Below are 19,408 nucleotides of genomic sequence, written 5' to 3' on the forward strand. Positions count from 1 at the left end.
ACCAGCGCATTCGCACGGGACCAGTGACCGCATGCCGGGCCGGGGCCGACATTCGGCATGTTCAGCCCCGGCGGGAGGACGAGTCAGTGTGCCGCGTCGGCCATCCACTTCTCCAGGCCGGTGGCGTCCAGTGGTAGGGCGGCGGAGAGTACTTCGGCGCCGTTCTCGGTGACCAGGAGGTCGTCCTCGATGCGGACGCCGATGCCGCGCAGTTCCGGGGGGACGGTCAGGTCGTGGGCGTGGAAGTACAGGCCGGGCTCGACCGTGAGCACCATGCCGGGGGCCATGACCCCGCCCTGGTAGGCCTCCTCACTGGACTTGGCGCAGTCGTGGACGTCGAGGCCGAGGTGGTGGCCGATGCCGCAGACCAGGTAGCGGCGGTGGTGCTGGCCGGTGTCGGACAGCGCCTCGTCGACCGAGACCGGCAGCAGCCCCCAGTCGGCCAGGCCGTGCGCGATCACCTCCATCGCCGCGTGGTGGAAGTCGGTGAACCTCCGGCCCGGGGCGACGGCGGCCAGGCCGGCACGGTGGGCCTTCTCGACCAGGTCGTGCACCTGCCGCTGGGCGGCGGAGAAGTGGCCGGAGGCGGGGAAGGTGCGGGTGACGTCGGCGGTGTAGTAGCTGTTGACCTCCACGCCCATGTCGAGCAGGAGCAGTTCGTCCGGGAGCACCGGGCCGTCGCAGCGCACCCAGTGCAGCGTGGGGGCGTGCTTGCCGCTGCCGACGATGGTGGCGTAGCCGGGGGCGTTGCCGTACGCGCGGGCGTACCGGTCGAAGGTGCCCTGCAGCCACCGCTCCCCCGGCCCGGCGATCGCCGCCGGGATCTCGCGGACGACCGCGGCGAAGCCCTCGACCGTGCGGTCCACGGCCTCGCGGAGCTGGGCCACCTCCCAGTCGTCCTTGTACATGCGCAGCTCGGCGAGGGTACGGCTCACCTCCTCGTCGGCCGTCACCTCCTCGGTCAGCTCGGCCAGCGGCCGGACGTCGACGCCGAGGGCCTTCGCCCAGTCGTCCAGGCCGGGCGCCGCCCCGACCCACAGCTCGCCGTACCTGCCGTCGCTCCAGAACGCGGCCTCACCGGGGTAGGCGGGGGGCGGCAGGTAGAGCGTGGCACCGGCGTCGCGCAGCACGACGACGCCGTTCTCCACGTTGCAGCCGGTCACCCAGTAGAAGTCGCTGTCGGGGCGGAAGTCGTAGGCGGTGTCGTTGCTGCGGGTCGGGGCCTCGCCGGCGGCCAGGACGATGGTGCGTCCGGGGAGCGCGGCGGCGAGCCTCGCGCGGTGCTCGGCCGCGGCATCGGCGGCGCCTGGGACGACGGGCGGGGTACGGTCGGGGGTGCCCCACCCGGTGTTCATGTACTCGAGGAACGCCGGGATCTCCGACAGCCTCGGTGGCCTGCCTTCACGCATCGGTGACACCGCCTCCTGTCTGACGGACGAGCTCCCTCAGGTGGGTGAAGACGCGGGGGTCGCTCACGCCGTCGTGTTCGTATTCGTTGGTGACCCAGACCTGGCTGTTGCCGACGCGGGCGGCGGTGTCCAGTTGCAGGTGGGCGTCGACGTACATGTCGTCGTAGTAGACGGCGGCGGCGAGCGGCACCTGGTTGGCGGCCAGGCGCTCGTGGTCGTACAGCGCCGGCCACTCCTCGCGCGCGGCCAGCAGTTCGACCGCGCCGTGGAACGGACGCAGCTCGGCGATCTCCTGGAACATCCAGGGGTAGATCATCTCGCCGGTGAACAGCAGCGGCCTGGCGTCCTCGGCGAACTGCGGGCGGAGTTCCCGTTCGGCCTGTGCCGCCCACGCCGTCGCGCCCGGGCCGTGCCCGTAGATGCTCTCCTGCATGGCGGCGAACAGGGGGTTGTCGCTGTAGGAGGACCGGGCGAGCACCTGGTGCAGGAAGACCGCCGACAGCTCGTCGCCGTTGAACGCCTCGTCGAGCAGCCAGTGCATCCGCTCGTACCCGGGCTTCATGCCGAAGTCGATGCCGAGCGACTGCAGGCGCCGGACCGTGAGGACGTCGCCGTCGGGCAGCAGCACGTCGCCGGCGGCCAGGCGGTCGGCGATGCGGGCGACGTTGTCCACCTGGTGGGGGTAACGCCGGTAGAACTCCTTGTTCTTGGCCTCGACGCGGGGATACGTGCGCCGGTACACCTCGGCGGCGGAGGGGTCGAGGCCGGCCAGGCCGCCGGTGACGTAGCACGCGCTCAGGCCTTCGGGGGCCTGGGAGAGGTAGGTGAGGGTGAGGAAGCCGCCGTACGACTGGCCGAGGGTGGACCAGCGCCTGCCGCCGAAGATCGTCTTCCGCAGGTGCTCGTGGTCGGCGACGATCGAGTCGGCCCGGAAGCAGGCGAGGAAGGCGGCGCCCTCCTCGGCGGTCGCGAAGGCGCTCATCCGGCGGCCGTCGATGCGGGTGCTGCGGCCGGTGCCGCGCTGGTCCACCATGACGACGCGGTGGTCCCTCAGCGCCGGTCCGAGCCAGCCGTCCAGGCCGAGCGGGCGCGGGCCCTTCCCGCCGGGGCCGCCCTGCAGGTAGACCAGCAGGGGCAGGTCCTCGCCGTCCCGGGCGGGGTCCACGATCTCGCGGGCGAAGATCTGGATGTCGCCGCGGGCGGGGTCGCCCCAGTCGAGCGGGACGTCGGCGACGTGGTCGCGCACCCGCATGCCGGGGATGGTGTAGGTGGCGGTAACGGTCATCGCGGGATTCTTCTCCTGTAGCCCCATTTGGTCATCCGAAGATTCTGGTGCATCACCCGGCGGCCCTCCGTCTGCGGTCCCATTCGGGGTTGATGCGGGGGATGGCGGCCAGCAGGGTCCGCGTGTACGGGTCCTGCGGGTCGGCGAAGACCTCCCCGCAGGGGCCCTGTTCGACGATCTTGCCCTTGCTCATCACCGCGACCCGCTGCGCGATCTGCTTCACCACCGCCAGGTCGTGGGCGATGAAGATGTAGCTGAACCCGCTCTCCCGCTGCAGCCGCCGCAGCAGCTCGATGACCTGCGCCTGGACGGACACGTCCAGCGCGGACACCGCCTCGTCGCAGATCACCAGCTTGGGGTTGACGGCCAGCGCGCGGGCGATGCCGATGCGCTGGGCCTGCCCGCCGGAGAACTGCCTGGGGTAGCGCTGCGCGTGGTCGGGGTTCAGGCCGACCCGTTCCATGAGTTCCCCGGTGTACGCCCGGCGGCCTCCCTTGGGCGCGATGCCCTGGTAGTCCAGCGGCGCCATCAGGATGCGTTCGACGGTGTGCCGCGGGTTGAGCGAGGAGAACGGGTCCTGGAAGACGACCTGCACGTTGGCGCGGTAGCGGGCGAGCGCGGCTCCGGTGGCGTGGGTGATGTCCTCGCCCTCGAAGTGGAGGGCGCCGGAGGTCGGTTCCATCAGCTTGGCGACGATGCGCGCGGTGGTGGACTTGCCGCTGCCGGACTCACCGACGACGGCGAGGGTCTCGCCGAGCCGGACGTCGAAGCCGACGCCGTCCACCGCGGTGAACTCGGTTCTGCGCCCGTAGGGGCCGCGGGCGGTGAACCGCTTGGTCACATCGCGGGCGCTGAGCAGCACGTCGCTCACAGGACCACCTCGTCTCGAGCCTCGCCGGGCCCCTCGTCGGCGGGGACCTCGTCGTCGATGCGGGGGATGCTCTCCAGCAGCATCCGCGTGTAGTCGTGCCCGGGCGCGGCGAAGACCTGCTCGGCGGTGCCGTACTCGACCTGCTCGCCGCGGCACATCACGAGCACCCGCGTCGCGATCGAGCTGATCACGGCGAGGTCGTGGGTGACGAAGATCATGCCGGTGCCGGTGTCGCGCTGCAGGTCGCCCAGCAGGCGCAGGATCTGGGCCTGCACGGTCACGTCCAGGGCGGTGGTCGGCTCGTCGGCGATGAGCAGGGCGGGCGAGCAGACCAGGGCCATCGCGATCATGATGCGCTGCCGCTGGCCGCCGGAGAACTGGTGAGGGTAGTAGCCGGCGCGCCGCTCCGGCTCCGGGATGCCGACCTGCTTCAGCGCCTCGACGACGACCCGCCTGGCCGCCTTGCGGGAGCCGCCCCGGTGGGCCCGGTACATCTCCTCGATCTGCACGCCCACGGTGTAGTACGGGTTCAGTGACGACAGCGGGTCCTGGAAGATCATCGAGGCCTGCTCGCCCCGGACGCGGCGCATCTCCCGGTCCGTACGGCCCAGCAGTTCGACCCCGTCCAGCCGGATGCTTCCGCTGGTCACGGCCCCGCGCGGCAGCAGGCCCATCACGGCGAGGCTGGTCATCGACTTGCCCGAGCCGGACTCGCCGACGATCCCGACGGTCTCGTTCCTGCCGACGGTGAAGTTCACGTCCTTGACGACGTCCACCGGGCCGCGCGCCGTCGGGAAGGTGACGGTGAGGTTCTCGACGACCAGCAACTCCTCACTCATCGGATCCTCACTCTCGGGTCGAGGCCGGTGTAGACCAGGTCGACCACGACGTTGCCCACCACCACGAAGAACGCCGCGAGCAGGGTGACCGCCATGATGACCGGCTGATCGTTCTTGGCGATGGAGTCGGCGGCCATCTTGCCGACGCCGTTGAGGCCGAAGACCGTCTCGGTGATCAGCGCGCCACCGAGCAGCGCCGCGAAGTCCATGCCGAAGATCGTGGCGATGGGGGTGAGCGCGGGCCGTAGCGCGTGCCGCCGCATCATGAGCACGGGGGGCAGTCCCTTGGACCGGGCCGTGCGCATGAAGTTCTCAGCGAGGGTGTCGATGACGTTCGACCTGGTCAGCCGGGCGTACAGGCAGGCGTACCCGGTGGCGAGGACGATCCACGGCATCAGGTACGACTGGAACCAGATGACCGGGTCGTCGGAGAACGACACCACCGAGGGGAACGGCAGGACCTGCAGCTTGACGACGAGGACGTACTGCAGGGACAGCGCGAGCACGTAGTTCGGGATGCTGGCGCCGCCCAGGGCCAGGCCCATCGCGGTCCGGTCCCACCAGGTCCCTTCCTTGACGGCGCTGAGCAGGCCGGCGGCGATGCCCACGATCAGCCACAGCACGGCGGCGCCGACCGCGACGGTGGCGCTCACCGGGAGCCGGTCGAGGATCATCCGCATGACGGACTGGTTGGTCTGGAACGAGTACCCCAGGCAGGGCGCCGGGCAGTGGATCAGGTTGACGCCCGAGCCGTAGTCGCGCCCGACGACCAGGCCGCTCAGGAAGTCCCAGAACTGGGTGAGGAACGGCTTGTCCAGCCCGAGGACCATGCGGATCTGCGCGATCCGGTCCGGCGTGCAGGTCTTGCCGCAGATCATCAGCGCCGGGTCCGCCGACAGCTTGAAGAAGATGAGGTAGGTGAACAGGCAGACCGTGAAGAGGATCAGCACGAGCCCGGCGATCCGGCCTGCGAGGTAACGCGCCATCAGGACGCCTCCCCCGAGTCGGCGGCGGCCCGGACGCGGTCGCCGAGCACGGTGAGGGACAGCACGGTGAGGAAGAGGAACAGGCCGGGCACCGCGAAGTACATCGGGTCCATGGCGTACCAGCTCACCGAGCTGGAGATCATCTGGCCCCACGAGGGGGTCGGCGGGCTGACGCCGACCCCGAGGAACGACAGGCCCGCCTCGGTGCCGATGTAGCCGGGCACCGCCAGGGTGGTCATGACGATGAGCGAGTTGCGCAGGTTCGGCAGGATCTCCTTGAACACCAGCGCGCCGGTGGACGCGCCGGAGGCCCGGGCCGCCTCGACGAACTCGCGGTTCACCAGGGTGAGCGTCTGCCCGCGCACGACCCGCGCGAGGTACGGCCAGCCGAACACGGTGATCACCACGACGAGCAGGACCGAGCGGTTCCCGGCAGGCAGCGACGACAGGATCGCGATCATGAAGATCAGTGCCGGGAAGGCCATCAGGAAGTCCATGACGCGGCAGATCACCTGGTCGGCCCAGCCCTGGTAGAACCCCGCCAGCATGCCGAAGACCACGCCGAGCAGCGTGGTCAGCACCGTCGCCGAGATCGCGATCAGGAAGGACACGCGCGCCCCGTAGGCGACGCGGGCGAGGATGTCGCGGCCGTTCTGCGGCTCGACACCGAACAGGTGGTCGGCGCTGACGCCGCCGAAGGAGCCGCGGGGCAGGCCGCCGAGGTTGGTGTCGATGGCGGCCGGGTCGAACTCGTTCGGACCGTGGCCGGTGACGGCGCTGATCAGCGGCGCGCAGACGGCCATCAGGACGACCAGGGCGAGGAACGCCATGCTGAGGACGGCACCCCGGTCGTGCAGCAGGGCACGCAGGATCCGGCGCCCCTCGGTGGCGGGCGCGTTGCGCGCGCCCGCCCCGGGGTCGGCCGTCGCGTCACGCGAGGGTGCGGCGGTGGTCATACGCGCCTACTTGCTCGCGTCCTTGAGCCCGACGGAGACCAGGTCGATGCCGCCGGAGTACGAGTCGTTCAGATAGGCACCGGCGATGTTGGCGCCGATGATCGTGACGTTCTTCTCGTAGAGGAGCGGCACGATCGGCGCCTTCTCCATAATCTGCTTGTCCAGCTCACCGTAGGCGGCGTTGGCCTCGTTGACGTCCTTCATCGCCGCGATCTCGTCGATGCGCTTGTTGATGGCGTCGTCGTTGATCTGGGCGAGGTTGTTGTTGCCCTTCTCGGTGATGTTGCGCCCGTCGAACAGCGGCGGCAGGAAGGTCGCGCCGGACGACCAGTCGGGGCACCAGCCGGTGAGGGCCGCGTCGTGCTGCCGGGCGGGGGTGCCGATCACCTCGTAGAAGGTGGAGGTGTCCATGTTGTTGATCTTGACGTTGACGCCCAGCGGCTTCAGCGCCTCCTGGATGGCCACCGCCATGCCCTGCTGGCGCGCCACCGGGCGCACGTCCAGCGTCAGGTCGAACCCGTCGGCGTGCCCGGCCTCGGCGAGCAGCTGCTTGGCCTTGGCCTGGTCGAAGGGGTACAGGTCGTAGTCGAGGCGGCCGACGATCGTCGGCGGCTGGATCGCCGAGCCCTTGGTCGCCAGCACCGTGCCGCCGTCTCCGGCGACCACGTTGTCCTTGTTGACCGCGTAGTTGATCGCCTGCCGGACCCGCACGTCGTCCAGGGGCTTCTTGGTGGTGTTCAGGCTCATGTACGTCGTGCAGCCCATGTAGCCCGAGAGCGTGCGCTCCTTGATCTGCGGGGCCTGGATCCGGGCCACCGTGGCCGGCTGGATCGAGCCCGCGATCGCGTCGGCGTCCGCGCCCTGCCCGGCGAGCATGCGCTCGTCGACGGTCGCGCCGTCCAGGCCGAAGGTGAACTCGAACGAGTCCGGCTTGGCGGCGCGGACGCTGTCGGTGGAGGCCTTCCAGTACGGGTTGCGCACCAGCTTCAGCGACGTGCCGTGCTGGTAGCTCGCCACCTTGTACGGCCCGGAGGCGATGGGCTTGCTGTCGAAGGCGTCGGCCGCCCCCGTGCCCTTGGGGAACGGCACGAAGTTCGGCTGGACGAGCGCGCTGGCGAAGTCCGCGTACGGCTTCTTCAGGTGGAAGACGACCGTCTTCGGGTCGGGGGTCTCGATCGTGTCGAGGTCGCCGGAGACGTACGGGCCCTTGTAGTCCTTGGGCGCGTCGATGAGCAGCTTGGCGTACGGCGAGCCGATCCCGGCCTCGGGGTCCCAGGCGCGCTCGACGCCGAACTTCACCTCCTCGCTGGTGATGGGCTTGCCGTCCTCGAAGAAGATGTCGTCCTTGAGGGTGAAGGTCCAGGTCTTGTTGCCGTCCGACGGGGTGCCGAGAGAGGTGGCGAGGTCGGGGACGACCTTGGTGCCTTCGGCGCCCGGACCCGCGCCGAAGGTCGTCAGGCCGCGGTAGATGAGCCGGTAGAAGTTGTTGACGCCGCCGTCCCAGCCCCGGACCGGGTCCAGGTGGGAGTAGTCCGAGCCGAGCAGCATATGGACGGTGCCGCCGGAGGCGGACGCCTTCCCTGAAGCCTGTGTGGCCGCGGGCTTCCCGCCGCCGCACGCGGCGACCGCCATCGTGGTGAGCGCCGCGACGCTCGCCAGAGCAGCCGATCTCCTCATATTTCCTTCTTTCGATCTGTTCATTCGATGGGATCGGATGCGGCTACTGCGTCCTGACCCACACGCGCATGGCCTCGGCATTGCGGTTGCCCCACAGGAAGTAGGGGACGAAAGTCGCGGGGACCTCCTCCGGCGCGGACGGCTCGGCGAGGGGTTCCCCGGTGAGCTCCGGGTAGAGCTCCGGTGACGGCGGAGGCGCGACGCCCGCGGTGACCCGCAGGACCACGGCCCCGGGCAGTTCGCGCTCCGACCTGGAGATGTTTGCGCTAACAATTCGCGGCGCGCTCAGCACCAGATCGTCCACGGAAGCCGGCACGTCCTGCTGCTCGACGCAGTAGACCAGCGGGCCGCGCGCCAGGCCGGCCGCGCCGCGGGTCGCGTCGAGGTAGGGGTGGGAGCCGTGCGCGCGCACCGGCATCGGCAGGGTGAGCCGCACCTCGTCCCCCGCCGTCCAGACCCGCTCGACGACCAGCCACTCGCCGGAGACCTCGACGCCCTCACCGTTCACGGTCGCGGTGGCGGCGCGGGCCCAGCCGGGGACGCGCAGGGCGAGCGCGTACGGGCCGTCGGGGGCACGGTCGACGGTGACCCGGACCTCGCCGTCCCACGGGTAATCCGTCTCGACGCTCACCGCGAGGCTCGCGGTCTCGATCGTCGCCTCGGTGTACGTCGCGAGGTACAGCGTGCCGTCCCGCTCGGCGGCGACGTAGTCGCCGAGCTGCGCCATCCAGCGGACGATGTTGGGCGGGCAGCACGGGCAGCCGAACCAGGAGCGGCGCAGCGGCTCGCCGCCGGTCTCCGCGCCGCTGCGCTGCTCGTGGTCGGGGCGGCGCTGCAGCGGGTTGTCGTAGAAGAACGCCGTCCCCTCCGCGGACAGGCCCACGGCGTAGGCGTTGAAGAGCACCCGTTCGAAGACGTCGAGGTACTTGGCGCCGCCGGTCCCCAGGAACATCCGCCACGCCCACTGCATGGTGGCGATCGCGGCGCAGGTCTCGCTGTAGGAGCGCTCGGACGGCAGCTCGTACCGGTCGCCGATCGCCTCGTCGGAGTGCCGGGCGCCGAGGCCGCCGGTGATGTAGAGCTTGGTGGCCACCATGTCGTCCCAGAGCCGGTCGAGCGCGGCGAACAGCTCCTGGTCACCGGTCTCCAGGTGGACGTCGGCCGCGCCGGCGGCGAGGTAGGCCATCCGTACGGCGTGCCCGGTCACCGACGGCATCTCGCGCAGCGGCACGTGGTCCTGGAAGTAGTCCGGCGGGAAGATGCTGTGCTTGATCGTGCCCCTGCCGCGCCGGTCCACGAACAGCCGCGCCTGGGTCAGGTAGGCGGGGTCGCCGGTCTCGCGGTAGAGCTCCACCAGGGCCATCTCGACCTCGGGGTGGCCGCAGACGGCCTCCTCGCGCCCCTCTCCGTAGCGGCGGACGACCAGGTCGGCGAACCTGACCGCGATGCCGAGCAGGCGGTCGTCGCCCATCCGCCGGGCGGCGGCGACCGCGGCCTGGATGAGGTGGCCGAGGTTGTAGAGCTCGTGTCCCCAGGCGAGGTCCTCCCACGGCTTCTTGGCCGCGGCCGGGTCCTGGAAGAACGAGTTCAGGTAGCCGTCCTCGGCCTGTACCCGTTCCAGCAGGCCGACGACCTCGTCGAAGAACTCCTCGGCCGCGTCGTCCGCGTGGCCGTCGCCGATCTCGTACGCCAGGCCCTCGAGCGTCTTGTACAGGTCGGTGTCGAGGAAGGGATAGCGCCCGCGGTAGGGCGGCGGGTCGTCGGCCAGCAGGCGGCTGAGGTTGTCGACGTTCCCCGCGGCGCGCAGCCGGCCGATGGTGTGCGGGATGGTCGCACGCCGGTTCCGCTCCTGCCACTGCCGGAGCAGGCCGCCGGTGATACGCGCCCCCGTGACCGGTGTGACGGCACCCGCGGCCGTCCGCAGGGCTCCGGCCCGACCGCGCGCATGCGGCTTGAGCTGCTCGGACGTCATCAATCCTCCCGAGTGAGGTGTGCAGTGTGCCATGTAATGTGTGGCATTGCACTGAACCTTAGGGGTATGGAAGGCGACTGCCAAGAGGCGGTAGAGCAGAATTAACCTGCTCGGGACAAACCAAGAGGCGGCCACCGCGACGCGGCAGCCGCCTCCACGGCCTCGTCCCCGGACGGACTCAGGCGGCGTCCAGGCGCGACAGTTCCTCGGGCGACAGCTTCAGGTCGACGGCGGCCACCGAGTCGCGGATGGTCTCGGGGCGGGACGAGCCAGGGATCGGGATCACCACCGGGGCCTTGGCCAGCATCCACGCCAGGCAGACCTGGTACGGGCTCACCCCGTGCTCCCGGGCGACGTCGGAGAACACCGCGAAGCGCTCGCCCAGCTCGCCGGCACGCACGATCCCGCCGAAGGGGCTCCAGGGCAGGAACGCGATGCCCAGCTCCGCGCACAGCTCCAGCTCAGGCTCACTGGAACGGAAGGCGGGCGAGAACTGGTTCTGCACGCTCACCAGCCGCCCGCCGAGGATCTCGTTGGCCTGCCGGATCTGCTCGGGATCGGCGTTCGAGACGCCCGCGAAGCGGATCTTGCCCTCGTCCAGCAGGTCGCGGATCGCGCCGACCGAGTCGGCGTACGGCACCTTCGGGTCGGGCCGGTGGAACTGGTACAGCCCGATGGCCTCGACGCCGAGCCGCTTGAGCGAGGCCTCGCAGGCCTCCTTCAGGTGCTTCGGCGAGCCGTCCAGGGTCCACGAGCCGTCACCCGGACGCACGTGGCCGCCCTTGGTGGCGATCAGCACGCCGGAGGTGTCACCGCCGTAGCTCGCCACCGCGCGGGCGATCAGGGACTCGTTGTGCCCGACCTCGTCCGCGCCGACGTGGTAGGCGTCCGCGGTGTCGATCAGGGTCACACCGGCGTCCAGCGCGGCATGGACGGTCGCGACCGAGCGCTGCTCGCCGGGACGCCCCTCGATCGACATGGGCATGCCGCCGAGGCCGATCGCGCCGACCTGGACGTCGCCGATGGGGCGAGTCTGCATGGGATTCCTCCTCGGAGAACGGTTCGATACGTCCGACAGTCTTCAATGCCCACGATTAAGCTGTCCAACAGAAGAACCTGATCCCATTGAGCGTTCCGGGTGATTAATCGTGGAGTTGCGGCAGCTCGAATACTTCGTCGCCGTCGCCGAGGACTGTCACTTCACGCGGGCGGCCAAACGCCTGCACGTCGCACAGTCGGGGCTGTCGGCGTCGATCCGCGCGCTGGAACGGGAGCTCGGCGCCCCGCTGTTCCTGCGCAGCACCCGGCAGGTCGAGCTGACCCCGGCCGGACGCGCGCTGCTGGTCGAGGCACGCCGGGCGCTGTCGGCGACCGACGCCGCCAGGGACGCGGTCGCCGCGGTGCAGGGCCTGCTGCGCGGCAGCCTCGCCATCGGCTCGCTGCAGTGCCTGCACGTGGTGCACCTGCCGGCCGTACTCTCCCGGTTCGTCGCCGCGCACCCCGGCCTGGAGATCAGCATGCGGCAGGGCGGCTCGGGCGAGCTGATCGAACAGGTGCGTAGCGGCCGGCTGGACCTGGCGTTCGTCTCTCGCCCGGCGCGGTGCCCGGACGACATCGTCGTCGAGACACTCGCCGGCGAGCCGCTGGTCCTGGCGTGCCCGCCCGGGCATCCGCTGGCGGGGCGCGAACAGGTGGAGCCCGGGGAGCTGGTGGCGGAGAAGTTCGTCGACTTCCCTCCCGACTGGGGCACGCGCGACCTGGTCGACGACGTGCTCGCCGCGGCGGGGGTCGAGCGCCGGGTCACGCTGGAGGTGACCGACGTCCACTCACTGCTCGACCTGGTGACCTTCGGGCTCGGGGTCGCGCTGGTGCCGAGGTACTTCTCCACCAAGACCGACCGGGTGCGCTTCATCGATCTCGCCGGCGACGTACCGTCCTGGGAGACGGCAGCCGTCACCGGCACCCCCACCAGCGCCGCCGCCGCGGCCCTACTGCGCGAAATCCACGCCGACCCTCCCGCGACATGACACCCCACACTCCATCCGCCCCCAACGCCACCGGCGCGGACGGTCAGGAGAAGAGCTCGTCCGCCGACACGACGACCGTCGCCACCACCGCACGCTGGATCCACTCGTCGAGCTGAGCCATGTCCGTGCAGGCCAGAATATTCTGTCGCGTTTCTTCTGAAACGCGAATCCCGCGACTGGCAAGGATCACAAGCAGCGCTTCCGCCTTGCCCTCCGCCTTGCCTTCTGCTTTGCCTTCGGCGACGTATTTTCTTGCGAAGTCACTCTGGTACTCGTAGGTCCCCACTGCCATCAAGTCCTCCAAATGCTTGCGCGCGACCTCGGGGAGCGCCATCAGCACGAAATCAGCGTACAGCCGGGCTCGCTGCTCGTCGACGACCGTCAACGCGGCCAGCAACGCCTCGAGAACCGGCTCGGGATCGTCGTCACCACCGTGGGCCATCGCCGACAACACTGCCAGCTCTGGCATGTCGACCGCCTGTGCGGGATCACTCACGATCGGCACCGCCGCCGGTCCGACGACCAACGGAGCGAGTGTCCACCCAGGGTGTCCCATCTCGATCGGCACCCCGCACCACTCTCGCCTCTCTGTATTCCGGCACCGGAAGGCCGAGGGCATCGAGAAGAAATTCAGCCGCCAGATCCGGACAATTTTTGAATAGCAGGATCAAGGCTTCGTGTTCATGCGTTGGCATGGCCGCATGTTATTACGACGGTAAAGCGACAACCAACTTCAACACCGAATAGCCCGCCATCCTTAATTCTGGCCCATTATCCCAAAATAAACGGCGAATACATGACGAAAAGGGCCGGTGCTCCGGCAGCGGGGGGTGCTGTCGGGGGGCCGGCCCTTGGGGGGAGGTAAGTGAGGGGTCATGTCAGGGGCTGGTCCTTGGTCTCCTTCAGGGCGAAGACGTAGACCAGGGTGGAGATCAGGGCGAGGGCCGACATGTACCAGGCGAAGGCGCCCGCGTTCTTGGCGTCGATGAGGGCCGTGCCGACGAGGGGGGCGGTGCCGCCGAAGAGGGCGACGGTCAGGGAGTACGGGAAGCCGGCGCCGGACGCGCGCACGCGGGTCGGGAACAGCTCGGAGTTGACCGCGGCCGAGATCGAGGTGAAGCCGCCGAGGAAGACCATGCCGGCGCACTGGACGAGCAGCAGGCTGGCGAAGGAGTCGGTCAGCATCCGTGTGAGCGGCACCGGCAGCAGGGTGAAGGCCAGGCCGAAGGCGATGAGCAGGGGCCGGCGTCCGATCTTGTCCGACAGCGTGCCCAGCAGGGGCTGCAGCACCATGAAGAACAGCAGCGAGATGGTGCCCACCTGGAGCGCCTCGGCCTTGTCGAACTTCACGGTGAGCTGGGCGTAGGTCGGCAGGAAGGTCGTCCAGGTGTAGTACGCCACGGTGCCGGCCATCGTGATGCCGACGATCATGAAGGCCTTGGACGGGTAGCGGACCAGGAACTCGAACAGCTTGGGCTTCTCGGCGACGCCCTGCTTGATGTCCTCGGCCAGGGTGGTGGTCTCCTCGGCGCCCCTGCGGATCCACAGTCCGACGAGGCTGGCGACCGCGCCGACGACGAAGGGGATCCGCCAGCCCCACGCCCCCATCTGCGCCTCGCTGAGGGTGGCGGCCAGCAGGGCGGCCAGGCCGGAGGCGAACAGCTGGCCGATGGTGGTGCTGACGTACTGGAAGCTGGAGAACAGCCCGCGCCTGCCCGGAGGGGCCGACTCCACCAGGAACGTCGTGGCCGCGGCGAACTCACCGCCGACGGAGAGTCCCTGGGTCAGGCGTCCCACCGTCAGGATGACGGGCGCGAGCACGCCGATGGCGGCGTACGTCGGGGTGAGCGCCACCAGCAGCGACCCCGCGCCCATCAGGACGATGGTGAACGTCATGGCCGCCTTGCGTCCGAACCGGTCGGCGAACGACCCCACGAGCAGCCCGCCGAGCGGGCGCATGAAGAACCCCACCGCGAAGACCGCGAACGAGCTCAACAACGGCACGAGGCTGTTGCCCGCGCTCTTGGGGAACACCTGGGTGGAGAAGTACACGGCCAAGAACGAGTAGGTGTACCAGTCGAACCACTCGACCACGTTGCCGATGTTGGCGGCCATCAACTGGCGGACTCGGCTGCGGGGGACGCCGAGCGGGGCCTGTCTGGGGGTGACGCTCGTCACGGTTGCTCCTCAACTGTCGGGATTGCCTCAGGTGGTACAGAGTGCAGCTAGCTGGTAGAAATAGTCAATAATCCGTAGATTGCTTTACATTTCCGACACATGACGGGCTGCCGTGACCACTTTCGACGACCTTGACCGCCGCCTCGTGGCCGCCCTCCAGGTCGGTCCCCGTGCGACCTGGGGCGAAATCGGCGGTGCCGTCGGCGAGCACGAACGGACGGTGGCGCGGCGCCTGCAGCGGCTGCTCGCCACCGGGGCGGTGCGCGTCACCGCCATCCTCGACGAGCTGCGCTGCGGCCTCGGCACGCCGATGCACCTGCACGTCCAGGTGAACCCCTGCACTGCGGAGCAGGTGGCCGAGTCGCTCTCCGCGCGCCCGGACACCCGTTCGGTGTACGCCGTCACCGGTTCCGCCGACCTGGGCTGCGAGCTCGTGGCCCCGTCCAGGGAGCTTCTGCACGAGATCCTGACCACGCAGATCCCCGCCACGCCCGGCATCGCGCAGACCCGCACCCAGGTCGTCCTGCACACCTTCCAGACCGTGGCCGAGTGGCACGCGCCCTACCTCACCGAGGAGGAGGTCGCGCGGCTGAAGGCGAGCGCGCCCGCGCCGGCGGCTCCGCTGCCGGAACGCGTGGAGCTGACCGCGTCCGACAAGGAGGTCGTCGCCCTGCTGGCCGCCGACGGCCGCATCGGGTTCACCGCGCTCGCCCAGAAGCTGGACGTCTCGGTGCCGACCGCCCGCCGCCGGGTCGCGGCGCTGCTCGAACGCGCCGTGGTGCACCTGCGCGCGGAGGTGGAGCCCGCCCTGCTCGGCCTGGAGGTGGAGGCCCAGCTCTGGCTCTCGGTGCGGGCCCACGGCCTGGACACGGTGGGGCAGACCCTCGCCGGCCACCCGAGCGTGCGCTACTGCGCCGCCACCTCCGGGACGCACACGATGATCGTCCAGGTCGTCGCGGCCCACGAGGCGGAGCTCTACCGTTTCCTCACGACCGTCGTCGGCCCGCTCGACGACGTCACCGATGTCAACGTCACACTGATCACCCGCGCCTACAAGCGCGGTCACCTGCGCAAGTCCGGCCTGCTCACCTTGGAGTACCGATGACCCCCGCCGAGATCGAGGTAGCCGAGCTCTGCACCGAGCTCATCCGCGTCGACAGCAGCAACTACGGAGACGGCAGCGGCCCCGGTGAACGCGCCGCGGCCGAGGTGGTGATGGCCAGGCTCGCCGAGGTCGGCGTCGAGGCGACCTACGTCGAGAGCGCGCCGGGCCGCGGCAACGTCGTCACCAGGATCGAGGGCTCCGAGCCCGGCCTGCCCGGCCTGCTGGTCCACGGCCACCTGGACGTCGTCCCGGCCAACGCCGCCGACTGGAGCGTCGACCCGTTCGCCGGCGAGGTCCGCGACGGCTACATCTGGGGCCGCGGCGCGGTCGACATGAAGGACATGGACGCCATGATGCTGGCCGTCCTGCGGCAGATGGTGACCGAGGGCCGCAGGCCCCGGCGGGACGTGGTGTTCGCCTGGCTCGCCGACGAGGAGGCGGGCGGCGAGTACGGCGCCAAGTACATGACCGCCAAGCACCCGGGGCTGTTCGAGGGGGTCGACCACGCCATCAGCGAGGTCGGCGGCTACTCCCTGGAGGTCGACCCCTCGCTGCGGCTCTACCTGATCGAGACGGCGCAGAAGGGCCTGGCCTGGATGCGCCTGGTCGCCGACGGCACCGCCGGGCACGGCTCGATGCTCAACGCCGACAACGCCGTCACCGAGGTCGCCAAGGCGGTGGCCCGGATCGGCTCCCACCAGTGGCCGATCAAGCTGACCCCGACCGTGCACCGCTTCCTGTCGGAGGTCGCCGACGCCTTCGGGCTGCCGTTCGACCCGCAGGACCCCTCGGCGATCATCGACGCGATCGGCCCGCTGGCCAGGTTCGTCGGCGCGACCCTGAACCACACCCTCAACCCCACCATGCTCGAGGCCGGGTACAAGGCCAACGTCATCCCCGGCCAGGCGAGCGCGGTCGTGGACGGCCGGTTCCTGCCGGGCTTCGAGGAGGAGTTCTTCGCCACCGTGGACGAGCTGCTCGGGCCGAACGTGCGCCGGGAGTTCGTCCACCACGACATCGCGCTGGAGACGACGTTCGACGGCGCCCTGGTCGAGTCGATGATCGCGGCGCTGAAGGCGGAGGACCCGACGGCGCGGGCCGTGCCGTACTGCATGTCGGGCGGCACCGACAACAAGACGTTCTTCGCCGACCTGAACATCAGGGGCTTCGGCTTCGTCCCGCTGCGGCTGCCCGCGGAGATGGACTTCGCGGCGATGTTCCACGGCGTCGACGAGCGGGTGCCGGTGGACGCCCTGCAGTTCGGCACGCGGGTGCTCGACCGGCTGCTGACGAGCTACTGATCGTGCCGCGGTCCCCCGGGGTCGAGGACGTCCTGCGCCGGCTCCCCTGATTCGCGCAGTATGTCCTCGAAGTCGGGGGCCAGCACCACCGTCGCGTCACCGGCCGTGAAACGTACCTTGTCCATCATGTCGAACTCCTCGCGCAGGAGCTCCGCCTCGGGATCGAAGCACACCAGGCCGTGCTCGTCGACCAGGGGCAGCACCACGCGGCAGACCTCGGCCGCGCGGGGGAACACCACCCGCATCACCACGAAATCCTCGCCCACGGTCAGCGGCGTGGACCACGGCGAGGTCTCGTAGTTGTCGGCGGTGAGGTCGGGCAGGTCGCGGGTCAGCGCGTCGTAGAAGGCCCCCACCTCCGCGCGGGGCTCGGCGGCCTCGCTTTCGTCGTCAGGCCGGGAGACGTACCTGCGCGCGGCCTCCTCGGAGGTGATCGGCGGGTCCGCGTACCAGACCCCAAGATCGAAGCTCACGGCGTCCTCGCATTCATCCCAGCGCTTTCGGCGCCGGCTCTCCCGGCTACGCGACCTTGCCGTCGCCACGATAGCCGGACGCCCGGACGGCGACAGAAGTCGCGATCATGCCTCGGACGATGTCCGACGCCCGACGGCGACCGGTCCGGATGTCCCGTTGCTCCGTGAAACGCCCTATCAGCGGGGACGAGATCCCCCGGCCACGGCCCACGTACGGTGGATCGCGGTGATGTCGGCCGGTGCGCCTCCCCCCGGCACGTGCTCGACGGGGGAAAGGGTCGGTAATTGCGCACAACTCTGGCGGTCGCCGCCTGCATGACGGTGTCGCTCCTCCTCCCCCTCCCCCGGGCGGCCGGCGCCGCACCCGTGTCGCCGTCCCGGCAGGAGGCGTTCACGGCGGCCGCGGCGAGGTACGGGGTGCCGGTGCGCGTCCTGCTCGCCGTCTCCTACCTGGAGTCACGCTGGGACGCCAACCTCGGCCGCCCCAGCGTGACGGCGGGCTACGGCCCGATGCACCTGACCGACGCGCGTACGGCCCTCGCCCGGGGCGAGGACGCGCGGCCGTCCTCCGCGCCCGGCGGCCAGACGGCCGACGAGGCGGCCCGTCTCACCGGGCTCTCCTCCGACCGGCTGATCAGGGACCCGGACGCCAACGTGCTCGGCGGCGCCGCGCTGCTCGCCGAGTACCAGAGGCGGCTCGGGCTGGGCGCGAGCCCCGATCCCGCCGACTGGTACGGCGCCGTGGCCCGCTACTCCGGCGCGCGGGACGCCGGGACGGCCCGGTGGTTCGCCGGCGAGGTGTTCTCGGTGATCAGGAAGGGCGCGAGCCGCGTCACCGACGACGGCTGGGATGTTTCGCTGCCCGCCTCGCCGGAGATCGCTCCGCACATGGAGCAAGCCGACCGCCTCGGACCGGGCGAGACCGAGGGCCGGGGCGCCGAGTGCCCGAAGAAGCTCGCCTGCGAATGGCTCCCGGCGCCGTACCAGGAGCTGCCGGGCAAGACCTACGGCAACCACGACCTCTCGGACCGGCCGCGCACCCAGAAGATCGAGTACATCGTCGTCCACGACACCGAGGCGAGCTACGACACCACCCTCAAGCTCGTGTCCGACCCCGCCTACGTCAGCTGGCACTACACGATCCGCTCCTCCGACGGGCACGTCGCCCAGCACGTCAGGACCAGGGACATCGCCTGGCACTCCGGGAACTGGTACGTCAACGCCAAGTCGATCGGCATCGAGCACGAGGGCTTCCTGGCCAAGGGCGGTGCCTGGTACACCGAGGCGATGTACCGCAGCTCGGCCCGCCTGGTGCGCTACCTGGCCAAGCGGTTCGACATCCCGCTCGACCGGGCGCACATCCTCGGCCACGACAACGTGCCGGGGACGCTGGCGAAGAACGTCGCGGGCATGCACGTCGACCCGGGGCCGTACTGGGACTGGGGACACTACTTCGAGCTGCTGCGCCACCCCTTCGTGCCCACCGCCGGGCCGCGCGGGGGCCTGGTCACGATCACGACCGGCTACGACGACCACCGGCCGCGCTACACCGGCTGCGCCAAGGCCGGAGAAGACTGCCCGCCGCACGGCTCGGCGTCGGTGTGGCTGCACACCGAGCCGAGCGAGGACGCGCCGCTGGTCAGGGACATCGGCCGTAAGGCGGTCGGCGAGTCCACCTACGACGTCTACGACCACGGCGCCCGCGCCACCACCGGCCAGCAGTACGCCCTGGCCGCGCGGCGCGGCGACTGGACGGCCATCTGGTACCTCGGCCAGCTCGCCTGGTTCCGCAACCCCGAGGACAGCCCGACGGCCGTGAACGCCACCGGCCTGGTCGTGACCCCGAAGGCGGGCATGGCGGCGACGCCGGTGTACGGCAGGGCCTTCCCCGAGCCGGAGGCGTACCCGAAGGACGTGCCGGTGCAGGAGATCGTCCCCCTGCAGTACTCGATCCCGCAGGGGCAGCGGTACTCCGTCGGCCTCGCCACCCGGGGGGAGTACTACTACTCGACGAGCTTCGACCCGGCCGACCACCGCGTGGTCAAGGGCCGCACCCTCTACTACCAGATCCAGTACGGCCACCGGGTGGCCTTCGTCAGGGCCTCCGACGTCGATCTCCTGCCCTCGAAGATCCGCCGACCCCGCTGACCGGACCGCGCCGGCCCCTCGCGGGCCTTCATTAGCCGGGGAGGATGCCCTTCGGGGAGACGTCGCGGGGGCGTCCGGAGATCCGCCAGGGAACGCGACCAGGACCGAGTCGTCCGTAATCGACAAAATGGAGCATCATCAATGGGCCGGCCGCGCGAATTCGGCCGATACCCGTCCGCCT

General features: G+C 70.2%; 16 protein-coding genes. 4 read left to right on the top strand and 12 right to left on the bottom strand.

Annotated features, from left to right (window positions below; translation table 11 throughout):
• Positions 1-83 precede the first annotated feature (83 nt).
• The 9 genes from KIK05_RS18080 to KIK05_RS18115 all read right to left on the bottom strand — a co-directional run bounded on the left by KIK05_RS18080 (position 84) and on the right by KIK05_RS18115 (position 11,034).
• Positions 84-1,409: an aminopeptidase P family protein gene (locus KIK05_RS18080; protein ID WP_214411909.1), complete on the bottom strand. Its 1,326-nt coding sequence runs from the start codon at positions 1,407-1,409 to the stop codon at positions 84-86.
• Positions 1,402-2,694, bottom strand: a complete 1,293-nt coding sequence (locus KIK05_RS18085; RefSeq protein ID WP_250562994.1) for an alpha/beta fold hydrolase — start codon at positions 2,692-2,694, stop codon at positions 1,402-1,404. Before KIK05_RS18085 ends, KIK05_RS18080 begins: the two co-directional genes overlap by 8 nt.
• Before the next feature lie 52 nt (positions 2,695-2,746).
• The gene (locus KIK05_RS47000) at positions 2,747-3,565 is read right to left on the bottom strand and encodes an ABC transporter ATP-binding protein (RefSeq protein ID WP_308249978.1); all 819 of its coding nucleotides are present in this window, start codon (positions 3,563-3,565) and stop codon (positions 2,747-2,749) included.
• Positions 3,562-4,404, bottom strand: coding sequence for an ABC transporter ATP-binding protein (locus KIK05_RS47005; RefSeq protein ID WP_250562995.1), 843 nt, complete (start codon positions 4,402-4,404; stop codon positions 3,562-3,564). Before KIK05_RS47005 ends, KIK05_RS47000 begins: the two co-directional genes overlap by 4 nt.
• Complete coding sequence (locus KIK05_RS18095; RefSeq protein ID WP_214411910.1) at positions 4,401-5,390, bottom strand: ABC transporter permease; 990 nt, start codon at positions 5,388-5,390, stop codon at positions 4,401-4,403. The genes KIK05_RS47005 and KIK05_RS18095 overlap by 4 nt, the downstream gene beginning before the upstream one ends.
• Complete coding sequence (locus KIK05_RS18100) at positions 5,390-6,346, bottom strand: ABC transporter permease (protein WP_214411911.1); 957 nt, start codon at positions 6,344-6,346, stop codon at positions 5,390-5,392. The genes KIK05_RS18095 and KIK05_RS18100 overlap by 1 nt, the downstream gene beginning before the upstream one ends.
• 6 nt (positions 6,347-6,352) lie before the next feature.
• The gene (locus tag KIK05_RS18105) at positions 6,353-8,023 is read right to left on the bottom strand and encodes an ABC transporter substrate-binding protein (RefSeq protein WP_214411912.1); all 1,671 of its coding nucleotides are present in this window, start codon (positions 8,021-8,023) and stop codon (positions 6,353-6,355) included.
• Between the two features lie 43 nt (positions 8,024-8,066).
• Positions 8,067-9,995 carry a glycoside hydrolase family 127 protein gene (locus KIK05_RS18110; protein ID WP_214411913.1) on the bottom strand — a complete coding sequence of 643 codons (1,929 nt, stop codon included), beginning with the start codon at positions 9,993-9,995 and terminating at the stop codon, positions 8,067-8,069.
• A 178-nt stretch (positions 9,996-10,173) separates the two neighbouring features.
• Positions 10,174-11,034, bottom strand: a complete 861-nt coding sequence (locus tag KIK05_RS18115) for an aldo/keto reductase (RefSeq protein ID WP_214411914.1) — start codon at positions 11,032-11,034, stop codon at positions 10,174-10,176.
• 109 nt (positions 11,035-11,143) lie between these two features.
• Between KIK05_RS18115 and KIK05_RS18120 the strand changes: the two genes are divergently transcribed.
• Positions 11,144-12,022, top strand: a complete 879-nt coding sequence (locus KIK05_RS18120; RefSeq protein ID WP_214411915.1) for a LysR family transcriptional regulator — start codon at positions 11,144-11,146, stop codon at positions 12,020-12,022.
• Between the two features lie 43 nt (positions 12,023-12,065).
• Here the strand turns inward: KIK05_RS18120 and KIK05_RS18125 are convergent, their stop codons facing one another.
• Complete coding sequence (locus tag KIK05_RS18125) at positions 12,066-12,548, bottom strand: hypothetical protein (RefSeq protein ID WP_214411916.1); 483 nt, start codon at positions 12,546-12,548, stop codon at positions 12,066-12,068.
• A 347-nt stretch (positions 12,549-12,895) separates the two neighbouring features.
• Positions 12,896-14,200 carry an MFS transporter gene (locus KIK05_RS18130; protein ID WP_214411917.1) on the bottom strand — a complete coding sequence of 435 codons (1,305 nt, stop codon included), beginning with the start codon at positions 14,198-14,200 and terminating at the stop codon, positions 12,896-12,898.
• Between the two features lie 112 nt (positions 14,201-14,312).
• Here KIK05_RS18130 and KIK05_RS18135 point away from each other — a divergent pair, with 112 nt between their 5' ends.
• Both KIK05_RS18135 and KIK05_RS18140 read left to right on the top strand, forming a co-directional pair.
• Positions 14,313-15,305, top strand: a complete 993-nt coding sequence (locus KIK05_RS18135; RefSeq protein WP_214411918.1) for an Lrp/AsnC family transcriptional regulator — start codon at positions 14,313-14,315, stop codon at positions 15,303-15,305.
• Positions 15,302-16,606 (top strand): M20/M25/M40 family metallo-hydrolase, encoded by a 1,305-nt coding sequence (locus KIK05_RS18140; RefSeq protein ID WP_214411919.1) that lies wholly within the window; start codon positions 15,302-15,304, stop codon positions 16,604-16,606. Before KIK05_RS18135 ends, KIK05_RS18140 begins: the two co-directional genes overlap by 4 nt.
• Here KIK05_RS18140 and KIK05_RS18145 read toward each other — a convergent pair.
• Positions 16,600-17,079: a hypothetical protein gene (locus KIK05_RS18145; RefSeq protein ID WP_214411920.1), complete on the bottom strand. Its 480-nt coding sequence runs from the start codon at positions 17,077-17,079 to the stop codon at positions 16,600-16,602. The two genes, KIK05_RS18140 and KIK05_RS18145, sit on opposite strands and share 7 nt — an antisense overlap.
• Before the next feature lie 285 nt (positions 17,080-17,364).
• On the opposite strand from KIK05_RS18145, the gene KIK05_RS18150 reads away from it, so the two are divergent.
• Positions 17,365-19,227 carry an N-acetylmuramoyl-L-alanine amidase gene (locus KIK05_RS18150; protein ID WP_250562996.1) on the top strand — a complete coding sequence of 621 codons (1,863 nt, stop codon included), beginning with the start codon at positions 17,365-17,367 and terminating at the stop codon, positions 19,225-19,227.
• Positions 19,228-19,408: the final 181 nt, after the last annotated feature.

This window comes from Sphaerisporangium fuscum, from assembly GCF_018531465.1.
Classification (GTDB): domain Bacteria; phylum Actinomycetota; class Actinomycetes; order Streptosporangiales; family Streptosporangiaceae; genus Sphaerisporangium; species Sphaerisporangium fuscum.

Bases quoted from the DNA above. Each gene is read 5' to 3' on its own strand.
- KIK05_RS18095 (WP_214411910.1), bottom strand. From the start codon at position 5,390: ATGGCGCGTTACCTCGCAGGCCGGATCGCCGGGCTCGTGCTGATCCTC.
- KIK05_RS18140 (WP_214411919.1), top strand. From the start codon at position 15,302: ATGACCCCCGCCGAGATCGAGGTAGCCGAGCTCTGCACCGAGCTCATC.
- KIK05_RS18085 (WP_250562994.1), bottom strand. From the start codon at position 2,694: ATGACCGTTACCGCCACCTACACCATCCCCGGCATGCGGGTGCGCGAC.
- KIK05_RS18115 (WP_214411914.1), bottom strand. From the start codon at position 11,034: ATGCAGACTCGCCCCATCGGCGACGTCCAGGTCGGCGCGATCGGCCTC.
- KIK05_RS18080 (WP_214411909.1), bottom strand. From the start codon at position 1,409: ATGCGTGAAGGCAGGCCACCGAGGCTGTCGGAGATCCCGGCGTTCCTC.
- KIK05_RS47005 (WP_250562995.1), bottom strand. From the start codon at position 4,404: ATGAGTGAGGAGTTGCTGGTCGTCGAGAACCTCACCGTCACCTTCCCG.
- KIK05_RS18100 (WP_214411911.1), bottom strand. From the start codon at position 6,346: ATGACCACCGCCGCACCCTCGCGTGACGCGACGGCCGACCCCGGGGCG.
- KIK05_RS18105 (WP_214411912.1), bottom strand. From the start codon at position 8,023: ATGAGGAGATCGGCTGCTCTGGCGAGCGTCGCGGCGCTCACCACGATG.
- KIK05_RS18110 (WP_214411913.1), bottom strand. From the start codon at position 9,995: ATGACGTCCGAGCAGCTCAAGCCGCATGCGCGCGGTCGGGCCGGAGCC.